The sequence below is a fragment of the Stutzerimonas stutzeri genome, from assembly GCF_024448715.1.
Taxonomy (GTDB): domain Bacteria; phylum Pseudomonadota; class Gammaproteobacteria; order Pseudomonadales; family Pseudomonadaceae; genus Stutzerimonas; species Stutzerimonas stutzeri_AR.
The window spans coordinates 526,366-549,324 of record NZ_JAMOHZ010000001.1 but is presented as its reverse complement, the minus strand read 5'-3'; the positions used below and the strand labels follow the sequence as shown (position 1 = coordinate 549,324).

Annotated in this window: 18 protein-coding genes; 17 read left to right on the top strand and 1 reads right to left on the bottom strand. The window is 56.8% G+C overall.

The features are described 5' to 3' along the window. Positions 1 to 69: 69 nt before the first annotated feature. Positions 70 to 1,341 (bottom strand): citrate synthase, encoded by a 1,272-nt coding sequence (gltA, locus tag NAV33_RS02355; RefSeq protein ID WP_255976511.1) that lies wholly within the window; start codon positions 1,339 to 1,341, stop codon positions 70 to 72. 349 nt (positions 1,342 to 1,690) lie between these two features. On the opposite strand from gltA, the gene sdhC reads away from it, so the two are divergent. The 17 genes from sdhC (at position 1,691) to NAV33_RS02270 (ending at position 22,890) form a co-directional block, all read left to right on the top strand. Beyond that, positions 1,691 to 2,077, top strand: a complete 387-nt coding sequence (gene sdhC / locus NAV33_RS02350; protein WP_255976509.1) for a succinate dehydrogenase, cytochrome b556 subunit — start codon at positions 1,691 to 1,693, stop codon at positions 2,075 to 2,077. Continuing rightward, positions 2,071 to 2,439 carry a succinate dehydrogenase, hydrophobic membrane anchor protein gene (gene sdhD, locus NAV33_RS02345; RefSeq protein ID WP_255976507.1) on the top strand — a complete coding sequence of 123 codons (369 nt, stop codon included), beginning with the start codon at positions 2,071 to 2,073 and terminating at the stop codon, positions 2,437 to 2,439. Before sdhC ends, sdhD begins: the two co-directional genes overlap by 7 nt. 3 nt (positions 2,440 to 2,442) lie before the next feature. Then, positions 2,443 to 4,215: a succinate dehydrogenase flavoprotein subunit gene (gene sdhA / locus NAV33_RS02340; RefSeq protein WP_255976506.1), complete on the top strand. Its 1,773-nt coding sequence runs from the start codon at positions 2,443 to 2,445 to the stop codon at positions 4,213 to 4,215. Between the two features lie 10 nt (positions 4,216 to 4,225). Next, positions 4,226 to 4,930, top strand: a complete 705-nt coding sequence (locus NAV33_RS02335; RefSeq protein ID WP_255976504.1) for a succinate dehydrogenase iron-sulfur subunit — start codon at positions 4,226 to 4,228, stop codon at positions 4,928 to 4,930. Positions 4,931 to 5,220: 290 nt separating this feature from the next. Beyond that, positions 5,221 to 8,052 carry a 2-oxoglutarate dehydrogenase E1 component gene (locus tag NAV33_RS02330; protein ID WP_255976502.1) on the top strand — a complete coding sequence of 944 codons (2,832 nt, stop codon included), beginning with the start codon at positions 5,221 to 5,223 and terminating at the stop codon, positions 8,050 to 8,052. A 69-nt stretch (positions 8,053 to 8,121) separates the two neighbouring features. Next, positions 8,122 to 9,342 carry a 2-oxoglutarate dehydrogenase complex dihydrolipoyllysine-residue succinyltransferase gene (odhB, locus tag NAV33_RS02325; RefSeq protein ID WP_255976500.1) on the top strand — a complete coding sequence of 407 codons (1,221 nt, stop codon included), beginning with the start codon at positions 8,122 to 8,124 and terminating at the stop codon, positions 9,340 to 9,342. A 96-nt stretch (positions 9,343 to 9,438) separates the two neighbouring features. Then, entirely contained in the window at positions 9,439 to 10,875 is a 1,437-nt protein-coding gene (gene lpdA / locus NAV33_RS02320; protein WP_255976497.1) for a dihydrolipoyl dehydrogenase, read from the top strand. Positions 10,876 to 11,050: 175 nt separating this feature from the next. Beyond that, a complete protein-coding gene (sucC, locus tag NAV33_RS02315) occupies positions 11,051 to 12,217 on the top strand; it encodes an ADP-forming succinate--CoA ligase subunit beta (protein ID WP_131651543.1) in 1,167 nt (388 codons plus the stop codon). Then, complete coding sequence (gene sucD / locus NAV33_RS02310; protein ID WP_255976495.1) at positions 12,217 to 13,104, top strand: succinate--CoA ligase subunit alpha; 888 nt, start codon at positions 12,217 to 12,219, stop codon at positions 13,102 to 13,104. Before sucC ends, sucD begins: the two co-directional genes overlap by 1 nt. A gap of 287 nt (positions 13,105 to 13,391) precedes the next feature. Then, positions 13,392 to 14,702, top strand: coding sequence for a branched-chain amino acid transport system II carrier protein (gene brnQ, locus NAV33_RS02305; protein ID WP_255976493.1), 1,311 nt, complete (start codon positions 13,392 to 13,394; stop codon positions 14,700 to 14,702). Between the two features lie 88 nt (positions 14,703 to 14,790). Further along, positions 14,791 to 15,516 (top strand): DUF599 domain-containing protein, encoded by a 726-nt coding sequence (locus tag NAV33_RS02300; protein ID WP_255976491.1) that lies wholly within the window; start codon positions 14,791 to 14,793, stop codon positions 15,514 to 15,516. Positions 15,517 to 15,573: 57 nt separating this feature from the next. Next, a complete protein-coding gene (locus tag NAV33_RS02295) occupies positions 15,574 to 16,044 on the top strand; it encodes a PaaI family thioesterase (RefSeq protein ID WP_255976489.1) in 471 nt (156 codons plus the stop codon). Beyond that, positions 16,041 to 16,487, top strand: a complete 447-nt coding sequence (locus tag NAV33_RS02290) for a PaaI family thioesterase (RefSeq protein WP_255976486.1) — start codon at positions 16,041 to 16,043, stop codon at positions 16,485 to 16,487. Before NAV33_RS02295 ends, NAV33_RS02290 begins: the two co-directional genes overlap by 4 nt. A 42-nt stretch (positions 16,488 to 16,529) precedes the next feature. Then, positions 16,530 to 17,777, top strand: coding sequence for an MFS transporter (locus NAV33_RS02285; RefSeq protein WP_255976484.1), 1,248 nt, complete (start codon positions 16,530 to 16,532; stop codon positions 17,775 to 17,777). 156 nt (positions 17,778 to 17,933) lie between these two features. Beyond that, on the top strand, positions 17,934 to 19,856 hold the full coding sequence (htpG, locus tag NAV33_RS02280) for a molecular chaperone HtpG (protein ID WP_255976482.1): 1,923 nt from the start codon (positions 17,934 to 17,936) through the stop codon (positions 19,854 to 19,856). Between the two features lie 206 nt (positions 19,857 to 20,062). Then, positions 20,063 to 21,109, top strand: a complete 1,047-nt coding sequence (locus NAV33_RS02275; protein WP_255976480.1) for an amidohydrolase family protein — start codon at positions 20,063 to 20,065, stop codon at positions 21,107 to 21,109. A gap of 155 nt (positions 21,110 to 21,264) precedes the next feature. After that, positions 21,265 to 22,890 (top strand): methyl-accepting chemotaxis protein, encoded by a 1,626-nt coding sequence (locus NAV33_RS02270; RefSeq protein WP_255976478.1) that lies wholly within the window; start codon positions 21,265 to 21,267, stop codon positions 22,888 to 22,890. Positions 22,891 to 22,959 lie beyond the last annotated feature (69 nt).

Genomic DNA, 22,959 nt, shown 5'->3' with positions numbered 1-22,959 from the left:
CAGAAAAACGAAACCCCGCAATTAAGCGGGGTCCGTTAGCAGCCTAGGACTGTATTTCCAGCTAACGGCTCAGCGAGGAAGGTCGCGCTTCGGGTGACCGGTGTAGAGTTGACGTGGGCGGCCGATTTTCTGGCCCATCGAGATCATTTCTTTCCAGTGCGAGATCCAGCCAACGGTGCGTGCAAGGGCGAAGATCACGGTGAACATGCTGGTCGGAATACCGATTGCCTTGAGAATGATGCCGGAATAGAAATCGACGTTCGGGTACAGGTTGCGCTCGGCGAAGTAGGGGTCGTTCAGTGCGATCTCCTCCAGCTTCATTGCAAGCTCGAGCTGCGGGTCGTTGATGCCCAGCTCACTTAGTACTTCGTCGCAGGTCTGCTTCATAACCTTGGCGCGCGGATCGAAGTTCTTGTAGACGCGGTGGCCGAAGCCCATCAGTTTGAACGGATCATTCTTGTCCTTGGCCTTGGCCAGGAACTTCTCGATGTTCGACACATCGCCGATTTCATCGAGCATGGTGAGAACGGCTTCATTCGCACCGCCGTGTGCCGGACCCCAGAGAGCCGCAATGCCTGCCGCGATGCAGGCGAAGGGGTTGGCGCCGGTGGAACCAGCCAGGCGAACGGTGGACGTGGATGCGTTCTGCTCATGATCCGCGTGCAGAATGAAAATGCGGTCCATGGCTTTGGCAAGCACAGGGCTAATCGGCTTCACTTCACATGGCGTGTTGAACATCATGTGCAGAAAGTTTTCAGCGTAGTTCAGGTCGTTGCGCGGATACATCATCGGCTGACCCATGGAGTATTTATAGACCATGGCGGCCAGGGTCGGCATCTTGGCGACCAAGCGCACCGCGGAGATTTCGCGATGGTGCGGGTCGTTTATGTCTAGCGAGTCGTGATAGAAGGCTGACAGTGCGCCAACAACACCGCACATGATGGCCATCGGGTGTGCGTCGCGACGGAAACCATTAAGGAAAGACTTGAGCTGCTCGTGAACCATTGTGTGGTTTTTCACGGTGCTTATGAACTTCGCCTTTTCCTCGGCGGTGGGCAGTTCGCCGTTCAGCAGGAGGTAGCAAGTCTCGAGATAATCGGTCTTATCGGCCAGTTGCTCGATCGGGTAACCGCGATGCAGCAGAACGCCCTGATCACCGTCGATATAAGTGATCTTGGATTCGCAAGAGGCGGTGGACATGAAGCCGGGATCGAAGGTGAAGCGACCCGTGGAGGTCAAGCCTCGTACGTCGATTACGTCGGGCCCTACGGTACCGGTTAAAACGGGCAGTTCGATGGCGTCTGCGCCCTCGATGATCAACTGCGCTTTGTTGTCAGCCATGTATGGCCTCCTGTTTTATGCTTGGAATCATCATGGCCCCCCACGCAGGGCCCGCATCACTATAGTGAGATAAATCACAAAGTCAATTTGCGCGGGGCCCTGTCGCAGAGGGGGTTTTACGGGTGAATTCGCAAATACAGATAATCTGTTTACGGCATTTATAAATGGGTCGCCATGCGCCTTTAGTGGCACTTCACCACATTGTCATTAGCGACCTAACTGTTTATACTCGGCAACCGACCGGCAGGGGCCTAACAGGCAGTTTCCTGTGGGTTGTCACTCGTGGGTGGCGGGTACCGCTGCGTACTCTTCCCAACAACTTTGCCCTGCGTCTTCGGGGCTCTCAAGTGTGAAAAAAGCCGTGAAAAGCCAACGACCTGTAAACCTAGATCTTAGGACTATAAAACTCCCAATCACTGCCTACACGTCGATCCTTCACCGTATCTCCGGCGTGGTTCTGTTCGTCGGTGTGGCCATTCTGTTGCTTGCGCTGGATACCTCGCTTTCTTCTGCCAAAGGCTTCGAAGAGGTGAAGGCATACATCGGCAGTCCGCTGGCCAAGCTGGTGATTTGGGTGCTGCTGTCTGCGTTGCTGTATCACCTGGTGGCGGGTGTGCGTCACCTGATCATGGACACGGGGCATGGTGAGACGCTGGAAGGCGGCAAGCTGGGCTCGAAAATCGTTCTGGCCGTTTCGGCGGTGCTGATCGTTCTGGCGGGAGTCTGGATATGGTAACTAACGTCACGAACTTCTCGCGTTCGGGTCTTTATGACTGGATGGCTCAGCGTGTTTCCGCAGTGGTTCTCGCGGTTTATTTTCTCTTTCTGATCGGATATCTGGTTCTGAACCCAGGGCTGGAATATGCCCAGTGGCAGGAGCTCTTCTCGGCCAGCTGGATGCGTATCTTCAGTCTGCTGGCGCTGGTCGCCCTGAGTGTGCATGCATGGGTTGGTATGTGGACTATCTCCACCGACTATCTAACCAACATGGCAATCGGTAAGTGGGCTACCGGTGTACGTTTCCTCTTCCAGGCAGTGTGTGGCATCGCCATGTTCACATTCTTCGTCTGGGGTGTGCAGATTCTTTGGGGTATCTGATCCATGGCTAGCATTCGTACTCTTTCTTATGACGCCATCATTATTGGTGGCGGCGGCGCGGGTATGCGCGCTGCGCTGCAGCTGGCCCAGGGAGGCCACAAAACTGCGGTGGTGACCAAGGTTTTCCCGACTCGCTCGCATACCGTTTCCGCTCAAGGTGGCATCACCTGCGCTATCGCTTCGGCTGACCCGAACGATGACTGGCGCTGGCACATGTACGATACCGTCAAGGGCTCCGACTATATCGGTGACCAAGACGCTATCGAATACATGTGTTCCGTTGGCCCGGAGGCTGTCTTCGAACTGGAGCACATGGGGCTGCCGTTCTCTCGCACCGAACAGGGTCGCATCTATCAGCGTCCGTTCGGTGGCCAATCCAAGGATTATGGCAAGGGCGGCCAGGCTGCTCGTACCTGCGCTGCTGCTGACCGTACCGGTCATGCGTTGCTGCACACGCTTTATCAGGCCAACCTGAAAGCCGGTACTTCCTTCCTTAATGAATGGTACGGCGTGGATCTGGTGAAAAACCAGGACGGTGCCATCGTCGGTATCATCGCGATCTGCATCGAGAATGGCGAAACCGTTTATATCCGATCTAAAGCTGTAGTTCTGGCTACTGGCGGTGCGGGTCGCATCTACGCATCGACTACCAATGCGCTGATCAATACCGGCGACGGTATCGGCATGGCGCTGCGTGCTGGTGTGCCGGTTCAAGACATCGAAATGTGGCAGTTCCACCCGACGGGTATCGCGGGTGCCGGCGTGCTGGTTACAGAAGGTTGCCGCGGTGAGGGCGGTTACCTGATCAACAAACACGGTGAGCGTTTCATGGAGCGCTATGCTCCGAACGCGAAGGATCTGGCTGGTCGTGACGTGGTTGCTCGCTCGATGGTCAAGGAAATCTTGGCCGGCAACGGCTGTGGTCCCGATGGCGATCACGTGATGCTGAAGCTCGATCACCTTGGCGAGGAAGTGCTGCATAGCCGCCTGCCGGGCATCTGCGAACTGTCTAAGACATTTGCTCACGTCGATCCGGTTACTGCTCCGGTTCCTGTGGTCCCAACCTGCCATTACATGATGGGTGGTATCGCCACCAACATTCATGGTCAGGCAATGACCCAGGATGCCAACGGCAACGACAAGATCATCGATGGTCTGTTCGCGGTAGGTGAAGTCGCTTGCGTATCCGTGCATGGCGCCAACCGTCTCGGCGGTAACTCGTTGCTCGACCTTGTCGTGTTCGGCCGTGCAGCCGGACTGCACCTGGAAAAAGCCCTGAAGGAGGGTATCGAGCATCGCGGTGCTACCGAAACCGATCTGGACGTAGCGCTGAATCGTTTGGCCAGCCTGAACGAGCGGACTACCGGTGAAGATGTCGCTTCGCTGCGTAAAGAATTGCAGAGTTGCATGCAAAACTACTTCGGTGTGTTCCGTACTGGCGAATACATGCAGAAGGGCATTGCTCAGCTTGCCGATTTGCGTCAGCGCATCGCTACCGTCAAGATTTCTGACAAGAGCCAGGCCTTCAATACTGCGCGTATCGAAGCGTTGGAACTGCAGAACCTGCTTGAGGTCGCCGAAGCTACTGCTATTGCAGCCGAGAGCCGCAAAGAGTCCCGCGGTGCGCATGCTCGCGAAGATTTTGAAGAGCGTGACGATGAAAACTGGCTGTGTCACACCCTGTACTTCCCAGGTGAGAAGCGTGTAGCCAAACGTGCCGTGAACTTCTCTCCGAAGACAGTTCCGACTTTCGAACCCAAGGTCCGGACTTACTGAGGTCGCCGATATGTTGCAAGTGAGCGTTTATCGCTATAACCCGGATAAGGACGAAAAGCCTTACATGCAGGACTTCCAGGTCAATACCGACGGTAAAGACCTGATGGTGCTGGACGTACTGGCGCTCATCAAGGAACAAGACGAAGGCTTTTCATACCGTCGTTCCTGCCGCGAAGGGGTATGTGGCTCCGATGGCATGAACCTGAACGGAAAGAACGGTCTGGCCTGCATCACTCCGCTGTCAGACGTCGTCAAAGGCAACAAGCTGGTGGTGCGTCCGCTGCCTGGTTTGCCAGTTATTCGTGACTTGGCGGTGGATATGGGCATCTTCTATAAGCAGTACGAGAAGGTTCGCCCTTATTTGATGAACGATACGCCTGCTCCGGCTATCGAACGTCTCCAGAGCCCAGAAGATCGCGAGAAGCTTGACGGTCTGTACGAGTGCATCCTGTGTGCTTGCTGCTCGACCAGCTGCCCGTCCTTCTGGTGGAACCCGGACAAGTTCCTTGGTCCAGCTGCGTTGCTTCAGGCCTACCGCTTCTTGGCCGACAGCCGCGACACTGAAACCGAGAACCGTCTGAGTGCCATGGATGATCCGTTCAGTGTGTTCCGTTGCCGCGGCATCATGAACTGCGTGAGCGTTTGCCCGAAAGGGTTGAACCCGACAAAGGCGATCGGTCACGTGCGTAACATGCTGCTGCAGAGCGCGACCTGATATGCCATGGGTGTTTGCAACTATTTGCATAGTTGCAAGCCCGTAATGCTTCACCGCGACAGCTACGGCGCCGGAGTCTGACCTCGGCGCCGTAGTTCTAGTAGAAATCCCAGCTCACAAAGCCGGGATTTCACTCTGAAAATTTGATGACCAGCAGGAGCATCCGGGGTGGTTCTCGGAAACTATCTGCGCGGTCCGTGGTGGCTTTACCTTGGTCGCTGCTTCAGAACTTGGGAAGTCATGCTGCGGTCTCCACGCTGGTGGTGTCTCCTTATCGAAGGTGACCAGACATGCAAGAAAGCGTAATGCAGCGCATGTGGGACAGTGCCCACCTATCCGGTGGTAACGCTGCCTATGTGGAAGAGCTATACGAGCTCTACCTGCACGATCCCAACGCTGTGCCCGAAGAGTGGCGCACCTATTTCCAGAAGCTACCCGTCAGCGGTGGCACTGCGGCAGATGTATCGCATTCGACAATTCGCGATCACTTCGTCCTGCTGGCCAAGAATCAGCGTCGCGCCCAGCCTGTTTCCGCAGGTAGCGTAAGTAGCGAGCACGAGAAGAAGCAGGTCGAAGTCCTGCGTCTGATTCAGGCTTATCGGATGCGTGGCCATCAGGCTGCACAGCTCGATCCGCTTGGCTTGCAGCAGCGCACGGCGCCAGCTGATCTGGCGATCAATCACTACGGGTTGACCGATGCCGACCTGGATACGGTTTTCCGTACCGGCGATCTTGCCATGGGCAAGGATCAGGCAACCTTGCGCGAAATCCAGCAGGCGTTGCAAGAGACGTACTGTCGCACCATCGGTGCCGAATTCACCCATATCGTCGATTCTGAGCAGCGCAACTGGTTCCTCCAGCGTCTGGAAAGCGTCCGGGGGCGCCCGGCGTTTTCGCCGGAGATCAGAAGCCACCTGCTTGAGCGCCTGACCGCTGCCGAGGGCCTTGAAAAGTACCTGGGTACCAAGTATCCGGGAACCAAGCGCTTCGGCCTGGAAGGTGGTGAGAGCCTGATTCCGCTGCTGGACGAAATCATTCAGCGGTCCGGATCGTACGGCACCAAGGAAATCGTCATCGGCATGGCGCACCGCGGCCGTCTAAACGTGCTGGTCAATACTTTTGGCAAGAATCCGCGCGACCTCTTCGACGAGTTCGAAGGCAAGAAGGTTGAGGGCCTTAGCTCCGGCGACGTCAAGTATCACCAGGGTTTCTCGTCAAACGTTATGACGCCGGGTGGTGAAATTCACTTGGCAATGGCTTTCAACCCGTCTCACCTGGAAATCGTTTCTCCGGTGGTTGAGGGTTCCGTTCGTGCTCGTCAGGACCGTCGTAGCGATGCGGTTGGTGACAAGGTTCTTCCGGTAACCATCCATGGCGACGCCGCGGTCGCGGGGCAGGGCGTGGTCATGGAAACCTTCCAGATGTCCCAGACCCGAGCCTATCGGACTGGTGGCACCATCCGTATCGTGATCAACAACCAGGTCGGCTTTACTACCAACAAGCAGGAAGACGCGCGCTCTACCGAGTACGCTACTGACGTTGCGAAGATGATTCAGGCACCGATCTTCCACGTGAATGCGGATGATCCGGAAGCTGTACTATTTGTCACCCAGCTGGCTGTCGATTACCGCATGCAGTTCAAGCGCGACATCGTCATCGATCTGATCTGCTACCGTCGCCGCGGCCACAACGAGGCCGACGAGCCGAGCGGTACTCAGCCGCTGATGTATCAGAAGATCGCCAAGCAGCGCACCACCCGTGAGTTGTATGCCGATTCGCTGACCCAGTCGAAGGTGCTAGAAGACGCGCAGGTGCAGGCGAAGGTCGATGAGTATCGCACCGCGCTGGACAATGGTTTGCACGTGGTCAAAAGCCTGGTCAAGGAACCGAACAAGGAGCTTTTCGTCGATTGGCGTCCTTATCTGGGCCATGCCTGGACTGCCCGTCATGACACGCGTTTCGACCTGAAAGCCCTGCAGGAGTTGTCCAGCAAAATGTTGGCGACCCCCGAAGGTTTTGTTGTTCAGCGCCAGGTTTCGAAGATTCTCGAAGACCGTCAGAAGATGGGTGCTGGCGCGCTGGCAATCAACTGGGGTTACGCTGAGACATTGGCTTATGCCACCTTATTGTTCGAAGGCCATCCGGTGCGCATCAGCGGTCAGGACGTCGGACGCGGTACCTTCTCGCACCGCCATGCGGCGCTGCATAACCAGAAGGACGGCAGTACCTATATTCCGCTGCAGCATCTCTATGAAGGGCAGCCGCGCTTCGACTTGTACGATTCCTTCCTGTCGGAAGAAGCCGTGCTTGCGTTCGAATACGGTTACGCCACGACCATGCCCAACGCGTTGGTGGTCTGGGAAGCTCAGTTCGGTGACTTCGCCAACGGTGCACAAGTTGTCATCGACCAGTTCATTACCAGCGGCGAACACAAGTGGGGCCGTCTTTGCGGCCTGACCATGTTGTTGCCACACGGCTACGAAGGGCAGGGGCCTGAGCATTCGTCCGCTCGTCTGGAGCGCTACCTGCAATTGTGTGCCGAGCACAACATCCAGGTCTGCGTACCGACTACGCCGGCACAGGTCTACCACATGCTTCGTCGCCAGGCGATTCGCCCGCTACGCAAGCCACTGGTTGCCCTGACGCCGAAGTCGCTGCTGCGCCACAAGCTGGCGACTTCGACACTGGAAGAACTGACTCAGGGCTCGTTCCTGACGGTGATCCCAGAAATTGATCAGATCGAGCCGAGCAAGGTCGAACGCCTGATCATGTGCAGCGGCAAGGTCTACTACGATCTGCTGGACAAGCGCCGCAACGAAGGTCGCGAAGATATCGCGATCATTCGTCTGGAGCAGCTGTATCCGTTCCCGGAAGATGATCTGGCCGAGGTGCTTGCGCCTTATCAGAATCTCAAGAGCATTGTCTGGTGTCAGGAAGAGCCGATGAACCAAGGCGCGTGGTACTGCAGCCAGCACCACATGCGTCGCGTTGCTGTTGCGCACAAGAGGGAGCTGTTCCTGCAATACGCGGGTCGTGAAGCCTCTGCTGCGCCTGCGGTCGGTTACGCCTCCATGCACGCGGAGCAGCAAGAAAAGCTGCTGCAGGACGCGTTCACCGTTTAATCATTCTTGCAAGAGGCCGCGAAAACCGCGGCCTCGATGTAAAAACCGAATCAAATAGGACCCCAGCTAATGGCTATCGAGATCAAAGCCCCCCAATTTCCGGAATCGGTTGCTGACGGCACTGTTGCCACCTGGCACAAGCAGCCGGGCGAAGCGGTCAAGCGCGACGAACTGATCGTCGATATCGAGACCGACAAGGTCGTAATGGAAGTATTGGCCGAAGCGGATGGCGTACTGACCGAAATCGTCAAGAACGAAGGCGACACCGTGCTCAGCGGCGAACTGCTTGGCAAACTGGAGGCGGGTGCTACAGCTTCGGCCGCTCCTGCTGCCGCGCCTGCAGAAACTTCCGCACCGGCTTCCGCTTCCGCTCCGGCTGCCGGCGGCGAAGATGCCATTCTCGCGCCTGCTGCTCGCAAGCTGGCTGAAGAGAACGGTATCGACCCGAACAGCGTCAAAGGCACCGGCAAGGATGGACGTGTAACTAAGGAAGACCTGGTCGCCGCTATCGAAGCCAAGAAATCCGCCCCGGCTGCAGCCAAGCCTGCCGCCAGTGCTGCCGCTGCACCTGTCGTAGCCGCCGGTGATCGCACCGAGAAGCGCGTGCCGATGACTCGCCTGCGTGCCAAGGTCGCAGAGCGCCTGGTCGAAGCACAGTCGAACATGGCGATGCTGACCACCTTCAACGAAGTCGACATGACCGAAGTCATGGCTCTACGTTCGAAGTACAAGGATCTGTTCGAAAAGACCCACAACGGCGTGCGCTTGGGCTTCATGTCCTTCTTCGTGAAGGCTTCCGTCGAAGCGCTGAAGCGCTTCCCGGCAGTCAACGCCTCGATCGACGGCACTGACATCGTCTACCACGGCTACCAGGACATCGGCGTCGCTGTCTCCAGCGACCGTGGGCTGGTCGTGCCGGTCCTGCGCAATGCCGAGCTGATGAGCCTGGCCGAAGTCGAAAGCGGCATCGCCACCTTCGGTAAGAAGGCCCGCGACGGCAAACTGTCAATCGACGAAATGACTGGCGGTACCTTCACCATCACCAATGGTGGTACTTTTGGTTCGATGATGTCGACCCCGATCGTCAACCCGCCGCAAGCCGCCATCCTGGGCATGCACAACATCCTGCAGCGTCCAATGGCCATCAACGGTCAGGTGGTCATCCGGCCGATGATGTACCTGGCCCTGTCCTACGATCACCGCCTGATCGACGGCAAGGAAGCGGTCAGCTTCCTGGTGACCATCAAGAACCTGCTGGAAGATCCTGCCCGTCTACTGCTGGATATCTAACAAGCAGCCGCAGGCTGCAATCGCAAGCTGCGAGTGTTAGCAGCTTCGTTCGACTTGCAGCTTGTGGCTTGTAACTCTGCTTAAAGAGGATTCGTAATGAGCCAGAAATTCGACGTCGTCGTCATTGGTGCCGGTCCCGGCGGTTATGTAGCAGCGATTCGCGCTGCACAGTTGGGGCTAAAGACCGCCTGCATCGAAAAATACCAGGGCAAGGAAGGCAAGACCGCACTGGGCGGCACTTGCCTAAACGTTGGTTGCATTCCGTCCAAAGCGTTGCTGGACAGCTCGTACAAGTTCCATGAAGCCCATGAGAGCTTCAAGGTTCACGGTATCAGCACCGGCGACGTCAAAATGGACGTGCCGACCATGGTGGCACGCAAGGACCAGATCGTTAAGAACCTCACCGGCGGCGTTGCGGGGTTGCTGAAAGCCAATGGCGTCACCGTTTTTGAAGGCCATGGCAAGCTGCTCAGCGGCAAGCAGGTCGAAGTCACCAAGCTCGACGGTAGTACCGAAACGCTGGCGGCCGAGAACGTGATCCTGGCCTCCGGCTCCAAGCCGGTGGACATCCCGCCGGCGCCGGTCGATCAGAACATCATTGTTGATTCAACCGGCGCGCTGGATTTTCAGAGCGTTCCGGCGAAACTGGGCGTAATTGGTGCCGGCGTTATTGGCTTGGAGTTGGGCTCGGTATGGGCTCGTCTGGGCGCGGAAGTTACCGTGCTGGAAGCGATGGACAAATTCCTGCCGGCTGCTGACGAGCAGATCTCCAAAGAGGCGTTCAAAGTCCTCAGCAAGCAGGGCCTTAAAATTCTGCTGGGCGCTCGTGTCACCGGTTCCGAAGTTAAAGGCGACCAGGTCACCGTCAACTTCACCAATGCCGAAGGCGAGCAGCAGCAGACCTTCGACAAGCTGATCGTTGCCGTCGGCCGTCGTCCGGTCACCACTGACCTGCTGGCTGCCGATGCCGGCATCGACATGGATGAGCGTGGCTTCATTTTTGTTGACGATCAATGCGCGACCAGCGTTCCGGGCGTTTACGCCATCGGCGACGTGGTACGCGGCGCCATGCTCGCGCACAAGGCCTCGGAAGAGGGCGTGATGGTTGCCGAGCGTATCGCCGGTCACAAGTCGCAAATGAACTACGACCTGGTTCCTTCGGTCATCTATACCCACCCGGAAATCGCGTGGGTCGGCAAGACTGAACAGGCGCTCAAAGGCGAAGGCGTAGAGATCAATGTCGGCACTTTCCCGTTCGCCGCGAGCGGCCGTGCTATGGCGGCTAACGACACTGCCGGTCTGGTCAAGGTTATTGCCGATGCCAAAACCGACCGTGTCTTGGGGGTACATGTAATGGGCCCGGCCGCAGCTGAACTGGTTCAGCAGGGCGCTATCGGGATGGAATTCGGCACCAGCGCCGAAGACCTCGGCATGATGGTGTTCTCACATCCGACCATGTCCGAAGCGCTGCATGAAGCCGCATTGGCAGTGAATGGTCATGCCATCCACATTGCCAACCGCAAGAAGCGCTAAACCGCACTGCGGAAACGGCGGCTAGCGCTGACTTTCATGTCCTGCGCGGGCCGCCGGGATACCTTCCAGCAAGGTATGACAGGTCTCTGAAAGGTATTTTGGATAGTTTTCAGCGACTTGAGGCGACGCCGCTTGAGGTGGCGTCTGATGCACACCAAACCGAACGGTAGCTAAGATGAATCTTCACGAATATCAGGGTAAGCAACTGTTTGCCGAATACGGATTGCCGGTTTCCAAAGGCTACGCAGTCGATAGTCCTAAGGAAGCGGCAGAAGCCTGCGACCACATTGGTGGCACCGAGTGGGTGGTCAAAGCCCAGGTACATGCTGGCGGTCGCGGCAAGGCGGGTGGCGTTAAGCTGGTGCGTAGCAAGGACGAAGCCCGTGCTTTTGCCGAGCAGTGGCTGGACAAGCGTCTGGTGACCTACCAGACCGACGCCAACGGTCAGCCGGTGAGCAAAATTCTCGTAGAAGCCTGCACCGACATCGACAAGGAGCTTTACCTGGGTGCTGTGGTTGATCGCGCCACCCGCCGGATCGTGTTCATGGCGTCCACCGAAGGTGGCGTAGACATTGAAAAGGTTGCTCACGACACCCCCGAGAAAATCCTTAAGGCCACCATCGATCCGCTGGTGGGCGCGCAGCCGTTCCAGGGTCGCGAGCTGGCGTTCCAACTCGGTCTCAAGGGTGATCAGGTCAAGCAGTTCGTTCATATCTTCGTAGGTCTGGGCAAGCTCTTCGTCGATTACGATCTGGCTCTGCTGGAAGTCAACCCGCTGGTAATCAAGAAGGACGGCAACCTGCACTGCCTGGATGCCAAACTCAATATCGACAGCAACGCCATCTATCGGCAGCCCAAGCTGCGCGGTATGCAAGACCCGTCGCAGGACGATCCACGCGAAGCCCACGCTGCCAAGTGGGAACTGAACTATGTAGCCCTGGACGGCAACATCGGTTGCATGGTCAACGGCGCAGGCCTGGCCATGGGTACCATGGACATCGTCAACCTGCACGGCGGCAAGCCAGCCAACTTCCTCGACGTAGGCGGCGGTGCTACCGAGGAACGGGTTACAGAGGCGTTCAAAATCATTCTTTCCGACGAAAACGTCGCCGCTGTTCTGGTGAACATCTTCGGTGGAATCGTCCGTTGCGACATGATCGCTGAAGGCATCATCGGCGCGGTCAAGGAAGTTGGCGTAAAGGTGCCGGTAGTCGTTCGCCTTGAAGGTAACAACGCCGCGCTTGGAGCGAAGATGCTGGGTGAAAGTGGTCTGAACATCATCGGTGCGACCAGCCTGACCGATGCGGCCATTCAAGTCGTCAAAGCCGCGGAGGGCAAATAATGAGCGTCCTGATTAATAAAGACACCAAGGTTATCTGCCAGGGCTTTACCGGCTCGCAGGGTACCTTCCACTCCGAACAGGCCATCGAATACGGCACCAAGATGGTTGGCGGCGTGACACCGGGCAAAGGTGGCACCACTCACCTGGGCCTGCCGGTCTTCAACACCGTCAAGGAGGCCGTAGCGGCTACTGGCGCGGATGCTTCGGTAATCTACGTACCCGCGCCGTTCTGCAAGGATTCGATTCTGGAAGCTGCGTTTGGCGGCATCAAGCTGATCGTCTGCATCACCGAAGGCATCCCGACCCTCGACATGCTTGAAGTGAAGATCAAGTGTGACGAGCTGGGTGTGCGTCTGATTGGACCGAACTGCCCGGGCGTCATTACCCCCGGCGAGTGCAAGATCGGTATCCAGCCAGGGCATATCCATTTGCCAGGTAAGGTCGGTATCGTTTCGCGCTCCGGTACGCTCACCTACGAAGCGGTCAAGCAGACCACGGACGCCGGTTTCGGCCAGTCCACCTGCGTTGGCATCGGTGGCGATCCTATTCCGGGATCGACTTTCATCGACATCCTCAAGCTGTTCCAGGAAGACCCGCAGACCGAAGCGATCGTGATGATCGGTGAAATCGGTGGTTCCGCTGAGGAAGAAGCCGCAGCCTTTATCAAGGCCAACGTCACCAAGCCAGTGGTTTCCTACATTGCTGGCGTGACTGCGCCTGCCGGTAAGCGTATGGGCCATGCCGGTGCGATCATCTCAGGCGGTAAGGGTACCGCTGACGAGAAGTTCGCTGCGCTGCAGGATGCCGGTGTCAAGACCGTCCGTTCTCTTGCCGATATCGGCAAGGCGCTTGCCGAAGTGACCGGTTGGGAAGTCAAGCAGGGCTGATATAGTCGCTGCGACACAAAAAAAATGCCAGTCAGATAATCTGACTGGCATTTTTATTTGCACGCGGATCTATCGACATTCGTAATGGGCGATAGCGGACAGAAAGTACTCTGGATGGAGTCGTTATCGGCTTTTCGGCGGAACGGTCTCGAATCCTCGCTTGCGGCATGCAATTCCATTAAGGTGCGACCTTTTTTACGGGCAGCCTGGCATTGCTGTGTGTGGCCGTTACGAAAAATACTTGGGTGCGTTCGTCGTACCAGAACTCTGCTGCAGTGGTGAAACCGATGATTCGCTTGAAAGGCCAGGATCTGCTGGCTCTTGGATTCATGACATTCGCGCTGTTCCTTGGCGCCGGCAACCTTATCTTCCCTCCCAGCGCCGGATTGGCTGCGGGACAATCTATTTGGCCCGCGGCAGCTGGCTTTCTTCTAACGGGGGTCGGCTTGCCGTTGCTCACCGTGGTTGCGCTGGCACGAGTCGGCGGTGGCATGGATCGGTTGACGGCACCCCTTGGTCGCGGTGCTGGAACGCTTCTGGCGGTTGCCGTGTATCTTGCGATCGGGCCACTCTTCGCCACGCCTCGCACTGCTGTGGTTTCGTTCGAGATGGGCGTGGCCCCGTTCACTGGCAACTCCGCAATGCCTTTGCTCGTTTATACCGCGCTATTCTTCGCTGCGACTCTGTTTTTAGTGCTCAATCCGGGCAAGCTGGTCAACCGGGTCGGTAAATTCATTACTCCGGTACTGCTTGCGGCCTTGCTGGTTTTGGGCGGGGCAGCATTTTTCGCGCCGGCCGGCGATATCGGCGTTACCGCCGAAAGCTATCGCAGTGATCCGATGCTCAAGGGTTTTCTCGAAGGCTATCTGACCATGGATACCCTTGGCGCGTTGGTGTTCGGTATCGTGATCGCGACGGCCATTCGTGATCGTGGTGTGTCGGAACCTGCACTGATAACTCGCTATTCGATGATTGCCGGAGCGATTGCAGCCATCGGGTTGTCGCTCGTCTACTTGGCACTTTTCTATCTCGGGGCCACCAGCCAGGGCATCGCAGGTGATGCGCAGAACGGCGTACAGATCCTGACTACCTATGTGCAGCATACCTTCGGAGTTGCGGGTAGCCTGTTGCTGGCGGTGGTCATTACTTTGGCTTGTCTGACGACCGCGGTGGGGCTGACTGCCGCTTGCGGTGAGTTTTTCAGCAGCCTCCTCCCTGTCAGTTATCGCACCGTGGTGATCGTTTTCACACTGTTTAGCCTGCTGGTGGCGAATCAGGGGCTCACTCAGCTGATCAGCGTTTCGGTGCCGGTGCTGGTTGGGCTCTATCCACTGGCGATCATGCTGGTAGCGCTGAGTCTGCTTGACCGCTGCTGGATCTCGCCGAGCCGGATGTTCGTTCCGGTAATGGCAGTGACGCTTGTGTTTGGCGTTGCGGATGGTCTCTCGGCTGCTGGCTTTACTAATCTAGTACCGAGTTTTTTTAAAGGATTGCCGCTGGCGGCCCAGAGTATGGGTTGGTTGGTGCCGGTGTTGGTCACTCTGGTAATCGCGTTTGTTGCAGATCGACTAATCGGTACACGTAGGATCGCCACATAGGATCGAACGCCGCAGCAAAAGACACCTGGCGGTCAGGCCGTCAGGTTTGGCTGGCTATAATCAGATGCCAGTGTTCAGAGGGATTTTCATGTCGATTCCGAGTCATCTGCTACCGCACCTGATCGCTGTCGTCTGGTTCATTCTTTGTTGGGCAGGGTATACCCGTTATGCAAGTTGGCGTGGCAGGGATACCGCTTGTCTGGCCAGTGTTCTGCATTTGTACCGCCAGGACTGGATGCGCCGCATGTTGCAGCGTGACAATCGAATCGCCGATGCAAACGTCATCGGCAATCTTGAGCGAAATGCTGGATTTTTTGCGTCGAGCACTCTGATTATTCTGGCCGGTATTCTTACCGCGTTGGGAGCATCTGATCGAGCCATGTCGCTGTTAGCCGACCTGCCGTTCGCCCAGCCGGTGAGCCGAGGTCTTTCCGAGATCAAGCTGCTCGGATTGGGGGTGGTCTTCGTTTATGCATTCTTCACTTTCAGCTGGTGCATGCGACAGTACAACTTCGCGGCCGTACTGGTCGCGTCTGCGCCGATGGCGGGCGAGCGCAACGTTAGCGATCAGGAGCGCAAGTCATTCGCCGAACGCGCGGCGCGGGTGATCTCGATGGCCGCCAACCAGTTCAACTTCGGTTTACGCGCGTACTATTTCGGTATGGCAGCGCTGTCCTGGTTTATTCACCCCTGGTTCTTTATGGGGGTAACGGCCGGCGTCGTGCTAATCCTTTATCGTCGCGAGTTCCATTCCGATGTGCTCAAGGTAATGGTATTTACGCCAACCTTGCCTATCGAAAATCCGAAGGAATAGGGAAGATATCTTCGGGAGGGTTAAAATACCCGGCTTGATTCGGTCTCGAGAATTCGCATGAGCGATAGTCTGATACTGGAGCGTACTCAGCGCTTCCTTTCCTTGTTACGCCATTGTCAGGTGCTTGGTATGAGCGTCGAGCACGCTGATGCCAAAGGGCTCACGCTGCGCCTTCCCTACAGCGAGAAAATTGTCAGTAATCTGGAAAGCGGACTCGTCCATGGCGGGGCGATCACAACGCTTATGGACACGACGTGCGGCATCTCGACGGCATGCGCGCTGCCCGAGCTGGAAATCTGCCCGACGCTCGATTTGCGCATCGATTACATGCATCCGGCCGAGCCGAACCATGATGTGTTCGGCTTTGCCGAATGCTATCGCGTCACACCGACGGTGATTTTCACCCGTGGAGTGGCGTACCAGCACGATGTCAATCAGCCGATCGCACATGTCGTGGGCGCTTTCATGCGCATGGGCAAGAACACCCAGGCTTCAGCGACTTCAGGTGAGTCGGAGGTGCGCAGGTGAGCAGCCTGGATCTTGATGCGCTGGTTCGTGAAGCTCACGCCAGCAACAGCTACGATGCGCTTCTGCAGATGGTCCCGTATGCCAGACTCATTGGCATAGAGTGTCTGCGCCTGGGTGACGAGATGGTCTTCCGGCTGCCTAAGAACCAGGACAATATCGGCAATCCGACGCTTCCAGCAATCCATGGTGGAGTGATCGCCGGCTTCATGGAACACGCAGCGATGCTCCATCTGCTGATGTTTATGGGCGCGCCACATTTGCCTAAAATCATCGACTTCTCGATAGATTATCTTCGGGCGGGTCACTATCGTGACACCTTTGCCGCCTGCCAGGTCTGGCGCCAGGGGCGCCGCGTAGCCAATGTTGCCGTTACAGCCTGGCAAACCAATCAGGCCGAGCCCATCGCCACTGCGCGTTGCCATTTCAAGGTCAACGAGCCCTGATACGTCTGGCGGTCGCCACTGTAGATGTCTCAAGGATGTTGAATGGATGCGTTGTTGATACTGGGCGGACTGCTGCTGATAGTTGCAGGTATCGTCTGGTTGGTTGTTCTGGCCTTCGGTACCAGCTTGTTGTGGGGAATTGGAAGCCTTCTTCCGCCGATTACGTTGATCTACGTCGTCCGTCACTGGAACGTCGCTCGAAAGGCCGTTGGCCTTTCGGGGTTGGGGTTCGTTCCCCTTGTCGTAGGCTTTACGCTGCTCGCAAATCATGAGCCGGAGCGCATCGAGGCGATTGCCAGCCTGAAATGGCTTGAGCCAGACGAACAAACGCAGAACCGTCATCTGGCTATCGGTCTGTACGGCCAGCTTGATGATCGCCCGTTCAACCCTCGGATCGGCAGGCTTATCGATGGGGTGCTGACGCTGCGTGAAGGCGACGATCTGTCTGCCAGACAGGAGGTGAGAATCAACCTTGGTGCAACTCAGCCCGGCGCATTGCGGGTAGATGTGCTGCCTCAGGATGCCAATCCCGCACCCGAAATAGAGATCAGCTGGATGCGTCCGGAACAGGAGCTTCCCGAGGCACGTAGAGTCCAGAGCGGCTATACGCTGCATCTGGATCTGCAGCCGGTGCCGCCGAACAAGCTGGCCGGCGACTTTCATCTGGTCTTGCCAGCCCACTACCACACGAGTCTTAGCGGCCACGTTGAGCTGTTCACGGACGAATTGCGTTATCGCGCGGGCGAGGTGGACCTCCGCCACGATTCAGCTGACACACTCGCTTATCTTGTCAAGGACTATCTGCAGCGACGTTTCAAGACGCGAGCCGTAACGGTTGAGTCGCTGGCGCCAATGACTTTTCCTGCGACAACTCTGACGATTGTCGTGAAAGCTAAAGTGAATAGTGAGCTAGGAATTTTTGACCTGGATATTCAGAAAGGCGAGCAGGGCTGGATGGTAAATGATGACGAATACCCGCCACTGCCTGAGTCCGAAACCCCATCCAACGTTGTGGCCGCTCAGCCGCAATCTTCGTTCGACAGCACTCCATCGCCACATATCGACCGTCGACAGCGGTTCTCCCTCGAACGGTTATTACGCAATCCGGCGCGCTACGAGCAGCTGCAGATGCGGGCGCACACGGAGCGTGGCGGGGTGGCTGAAGGACACTTCATCGGTGTTGATAGAGATGGCAACCTGGCGATCAGACGAATACTGAAAGGGCCGGGGGAGGCAACCTACAATCTCGCTCCAGAAAATATAGTCCTGCTCGAATTGCTAGAGCCATAGCTGCGCAGGCTGAACCAGGCTCGGCGATGTGCCAATTGAATGATTCAACGTCGCCCAGCCGCCTGCGCGCACTTGAATTCCTTGTCGAAGCCCCCATCTGCTTGTCATTGCCGCATTCGCGGCCCGTGCCATTGACGATGTGGAGTTTGCAAAACGATGAGTGTGGAGACTCAAAACAAAGAAACCCTGGGCTTCCAGACCGAGGTGAAGCAACTGCTTCACCTGATGATCCATTCCTTGTACTCGAACAAAGAGATCTTTCTTCGAGAGCTGATTTCCAACGCCTCCGATGCTGCCGACAAGCTGCGCTTCGAAGCGCTGGCCAAGCCTGAGCTGCTTGAGGGCGGTTCTGATCTGAAGATCCGCGTCAGCTTCGACAAAGAGGCCAAGACCGTTACCCTCGAGGACAACGGCATCGGCATGAATCGTGAAGACGTGATTACCCATCTCGGCACCATCGCCAAGTCGGGCACTGCCGACTTCATGAAGCACCTGACTGGTGACCAGAAGAAGGACTCGCACCTGATCGGCCAGTTCGGCGTCGGCTTCTATTCGGCATTTATCGTCGCCGATCAGGTCGAGGTGTACAGCCGCCGTGCGGGAACGCCAGCCGAAGAAGGCGTGTATTGGTCATCGAAAGGCGAGGGCGATTTCGAAGTCGCTACCATCGAGAAATCGGAGCGTGGCACGCGCATCGTGTTGCATCTCAAGTCCGGCGAAGAAGAGTTCGCCGATGGCTGGCGCCTGCGCAACATCATCAAGAAGTATTCCGATCACATTGCCCTGCCGATCGAGTTGCCGAAGGACATCCATTCTTCTGGCGAGAGCGACGAAGAGAAGGAAAAACCGGCCGAGACCGAGTGGGAAACTGTCAACCGCGCCAGTGCGCTCTGGACTCGCCCGCGTACCGAAGTGAAGGATGAGGAATACCAGGAGTTCTACAAGCACGTCGGCCATGACTTCGAGAATCCGCTAGCCTGGAGTCACAACAAGGTCGAGGGCAAGCTCGAGTACACCTCGCTGCTATTCGTGCCTGGTCGCGCACCGTTCGATCTGTACCAGCGCGAGGCACCCAAGGGGCTCAAGCTGTACGTGCAGCGCGTATTCATCATGGACCAGGCTGATGAATTCCTGCCGCTGTACCTGCGCTTCATCAAGGGTGTGGTTGACTCCAACGACCTTTCGCTGAACGTTTCTCGCGAAATCCTGCAGAAGGATCCGGTGATCGACTCGATGAAGTCGGCGCTGACCAAGCGTGTATTGGACATGTTGGACAAGCTGGCCAAGGACAAGCCGGAGGACTACAAGAACTTCTGGAAGCAGTTCGGTCAGGTGCTCAAGGAAGGCCCGGCGGAAGACTTCGCCAACAAGGAAAAGATCGCCGGCCTGCTACGCTTTGCCTCCACCAGCGACGCTTCGGGCGAGCAGTCTGTGTCGCTTGCCGATTACCTTGGCCGCGTCAAAGAAGGTCAGGACAAGGTCTACTTCTTGACAGGCGAATCCTATGCCCAGGTCAAGAACAGCCCACACCTAGAAGTCTTCCGCAAGAAAGGCATCGAAGTGCTGCTGTTGACGGACCGTATCGACGAGTGGCTGATGAGCTACCTCACCGAGTTCGACGGCAAGCAGTTCGTGGACGTGGCGCGTGGTGATCTTGATCTCGGCCAGCTGGACTCGGAAGAGGACAAGAAAGCCCAGGAAGAAATCGCCAAGACGAAGGAAGGCTTGGTCGAGCGTCTCAAAGGTGCGCTGGGCGAGGCAGTGGCCGAAGTGCGCGTGTCTCATCGCTTGACTGACTCGCCAGCCATTTTGGCGATCGGCGAGCAGGATCTTGGCTTGCAGATGCGCCAGATTCTCGAGGCGAGCGGGCAGAAGGTGCCTGACTCCAAGCCGATCTTCGAGATCAACCCACAGCATCCGTTGATCGAGAAATTGGACGCTGAGCCGGATGAGGATCGCTTCGCTGATCTGTCGCACATCCTCTTCGACCAGGCCGCACTGGCCGCCGGTGATAGCCTCAAGGATCCGGCTGCCTATGTGCAGCGTCTGAATAAGCTGCTGGTGGAGCTTTCCGCCTAACTCGCTGAAAACGAACAAAAGGCCCGTCAATGACGGGCCTTTTGCGTTCAGAGCTGTCTCTGAGTATCCCGCCTCGCATGATGTTCGCCATTACCTGTGCGATGTACATCGTTGAGCATCGTTGGGAATGAGCGGCATCGAGTAATACGGGCCGCTGGGATACGTCGGTCAAACAGCCGAAGCGGACAGCCATTTTATGAACCGCCATGCGGCCGGAGGGTCTATCCGCTTGGTTGTCAGGAGGACTTTGGTTGTTATTACGAAACTGTTTTGTCTCAATTTGCCTAATCGCTTCGATTGCACCGGTGCAGGCACGCGACTATCGCTACAGCGACGCGCACCTGCATTTCGTTGATTTCTTTCAAGAAAGCGATGGCATGGGTCAGTTGCTGAAAGCCATGGACGCTGGCGACATCGATCATGTGATGATCAGTGGTATCCCAGTTGCAAAAAAATGGCACGAAAACGAGCCCAAGCGGCCTCGTTACTACGCTGGCGACGATGCGCCCGTTTACTGGTACAGCGCTACTGATGTGGTAGTTGCTGCGGCGCTGAAAGAGTTGAATGAAGACCAGCGACGTCGATTCCATCCGTTTCTGTCCGGCTTCAACCCCAACGATAAGAATGCTGATGCGCACATCCGTAGGATGCTCGATCTCGACCCGGGTCTTTGGCAAGGGATCGGGGAAATCTTTACCCGGCATGACGACGTAACCGCGTTAACCCAGGGCGACACCCCTCGAGCAAACAATGAAGCGTTGACACGGGTGTACCACCTTGCGGCTGAATTCGATCTGCCCGTGATGCTGCACTCAAATATCACCTCTAAGCGCGAGCGTAATCCTTTATATCTGACGGAGTTGGAAGAACCGCTACGTAACCATCCGCACACTCGTTTCATCTGGGCTCATGCGGGTACGAGCATGGAGCTGCATCGCCATCAGAAGAAACTGGACTTTCTGCTTCCGACAGTTGCGCGTCTGCTCGATGACTATCCCAACTTATATATTGATTTGTCCTGGACTGTGCTCGAGCCCTATTTGCTTGACGGAAAAGGGCGGCCAGATCCGGCCTGGATAAAGCTCGTGGAGCGCCACCCGAGCCGTTTCATGTTGGGATCGGATGTAGTGGGGCGCTTCGATAACCTCGGTGAGACCATGCAGGCATTCGTTCCCTTCCTTGATGCACTGTCCGCCGATACTGCGCGTATGGTGGCGCGGGACAACTTCTTGGCACTGCTACCTAAGCATTGATTAAGCGTAAGTCCGTTCATCTAACACAAGGGTGTTGGCGCCGAACGGTTGCGTGTCTCCCTTAAGAAAAGCTACGCCGTGACGATATGGCTACTAAGTGCATCGGCTGGCTGGTCGATGTGTAAAAGTACCTGTTCATGGTGTGGAGAAGTCCCATGTCCCTGCGAAAATTAACCATTTCCCGACGCTCTGCGCTGGGATTTGGCCTTATTGGCTTGATTGTTCTAGTTCTGGGTCTGCTGTCGTTAAAACAGATGGGACAGATGAATGCTGAGTCGAAAGATGTCAATGAAGGCTGGCTGCCTAGTGTTATCGCGTTGGGCGATCTGAATCAGCACATCCTGCGAATCCAGCTCTACAACCTACGACTGGCAGTGAATCGCGATGTGGGGACATTGGAAAGTACAAGGGCAAGCTTGGCCCGCTTCGATGATCAGCTCGAAGATATGGAGAACGCTTACAAGAAAACCATCGATACTTCTGACGACGAAGAGCTGTTTCGCCAATATCAGGCCACACGGGAAAGTTACTATCAGATAGTCAAAGAAATTATCCCACTGGATCGCGAAGGACGAGTAGAAGAGCTGGTTTCGATCATCGAAACCAAGTTGAATCCTGCAGCCAGCCGCCTAGCTGAGGCCTTGGACACGCTGGTTGCTTACAACAATCAAGGTGCCGCTCGTTCTGCTGAGCGGTCGTCCCAAATCTTCGACTCCGCCAAGCTATGGACAATCTTCACGATCGCGCTGGCGGCCCTGCTTACTTTCGGCCTAGCTTGGTTGTTCACTCGCAGTATCGTACGGCCACTAAACCAAGCGGTGCTAATTGCCGAGACCGTAGCCTCCGGCACTCTGACGCAAGACTTCACCATCGAAGGCAACGACGAGCCTGCTCGCCTGCTGACGGCGCTCAAAGCCATGCAAGAAAATTTGCGCAGCACCATTCAGGGTATTTCCCATTCCTCCAATCAGCTTGCCTCTGCGGCGGAAGAGCTCAATACCGTAACTGAGGACTCGACCCGCGGCCTGCACCAGCAGAATCACGAGATCGAGCAGGCCGCCACTGCAGTGAATGAAATGACCGCAGCTGTGGACGAGGTTGCCCGTAATGCGGTGGCAACTTCAGAAGCATCACGTGAATCGGACACAACAGCGCAACATGGTCGTCAGCAAGTGATCAAAACGGTCGAGTCGATCGGTCTGCTCGCTGGCGATGTGACCGCGACCTCAACCCAGGTGGAAAAACTGGCCGGCCAGGTACGGGACATCAGTAAGGTACTGGATGTGATTCGCTCGGTTGCCGAGCAAACTAATTTGTTGGCGCTCAACGCCGCCATCGAGGCGGCACGTGCCGGCGATGCCGGACGAGGGTTCGCGGTAGTTGCGGATGAGGTTCGTGCACTGGCTCATCGGACTCAGCAATCCACGCAAGAAATCGAGCAGATGATCGGCGATGTACACCAAGGGACCGATAGGGCCGTGCAGGCCATGCAGGCCAGTAATGAACGGGTACGCAGCACGTTGGAGGTAGCGCGTACCGCCGGTGAGGCGCTCGATGACATCGCTCGGGCGATCAGTCAGATCAGCGAGCGCAATCTGGTCATCGCCAGTGCGTCGGAAGAGCAAGCCCAGGTCGCTCGTGAGGTGGACCGCAACCTGATTAACATTCGTGACCTGTCGCTGCAATCTTCGGCAGGTGCCAATCAGACTAGTGCGGCGAGCCAGGAACTTGCAGGGCTGGCCGTCAACTTGAACGAGCTGGTTGCGCGTTTCCGTATCTGACTATGATCGATGGCACCCCGACCTGTTGGGGTCGCTGTTCTTGCTACCGTAAGCGGCATCGTCGCTAGC

Excerpts from the sequence above, each read along its gene's own strand:
- gltA (WP_255976511.1), bottom strand. The coding sequence starts at position 1,341 with ATGGCTGACAACAAAGCGCAGTTGATCATCGAGGGCGCAGACGCCATC.
- sdhD (WP_255976507.1), top strand. The coding sequence starts at position 2,071 with ATGGTAACTAACGTCACGAACTTCTCGCGTTCGGGTCTTTATGACTGG.
- sdhA (WP_255976506.1), top strand. The coding sequence starts at position 2,443 with ATGGCTAGCATTCGTACTCTTTCTTATGACGCCATCATTATTGGTGGC.
- NAV33_RS02335 (WP_255976504.1), top strand. The coding sequence starts at position 4,226 with ATGTTGCAAGTGAGCGTTTATCGCTATAACCCGGATAAGGACGAAAAG.
- NAV33_RS02330 (WP_255976502.1), top strand. The coding sequence starts at position 5,221 with ATGCAAGAAAGCGTAATGCAGCGCATGTGGGACAGTGCCCACCTATCC.
- odhB (WP_255976500.1), top strand. The coding sequence starts at position 8,122 with ATGGCTATCGAGATCAAAGCCCCCCAATTTCCGGAATCGGTTGCTGAC.
- lpdA (WP_255976497.1), top strand. The coding sequence starts at position 9,439 with ATGAGCCAGAAATTCGACGTCGTCGTCATTGGTGCCGGTCCCGGCGGT.
- sucC (WP_131651543.1), top strand. The coding sequence starts at position 11,051 with ATGAATCTTCACGAATATCAGGGTAAGCAACTGTTTGCCGAATACGGA.
- sucD (WP_255976495.1), top strand. The coding sequence starts at position 12,217 with ATGAGCGTCCTGATTAATAAAGACACCAAGGTTATCTGCCAGGGCTTT.
- brnQ (WP_255976493.1), top strand. The coding sequence starts at position 13,392 with ATGATTCGCTTGAAAGGCCAGGATCTGCTGGCTCTTGGATTCATGACA.
- NAV33_RS02300 (WP_255976491.1), top strand. The coding sequence starts at position 14,791 with ATGTCGATTCCGAGTCATCTGCTACCGCACCTGATCGCTGTCGTCTGG.
- NAV33_RS02295 (WP_255976489.1), top strand. The coding sequence starts at position 15,574 with ATGAGCGATAGTCTGATACTGGAGCGTACTCAGCGCTTCCTTTCCTTG.
- NAV33_RS02285 (WP_255976484.1), top strand. The coding sequence starts at position 16,530 with ATGGATGCGTTGTTGATACTGGGCGGACTGCTGCTGATAGTTGCAGGT.
- htpG (WP_255976482.1), top strand. The coding sequence starts at position 17,934 with ATGAGTGTGGAGACTCAAAACAAAGAAACCCTGGGCTTCCAGACCGAG.
- NAV33_RS02275 (WP_255976480.1), top strand. The coding sequence starts at position 20,063 with ATGCGGCCGGAGGGTCTATCCGCTTGGTTGTCAGGAGGACTTTGGTTG.
- NAV33_RS02270 (WP_255976478.1), top strand. The coding sequence starts at position 21,265 with ATGTCCCTGCGAAAATTAACCATTTCCCGACGCTCTGCGCTGGGATTT.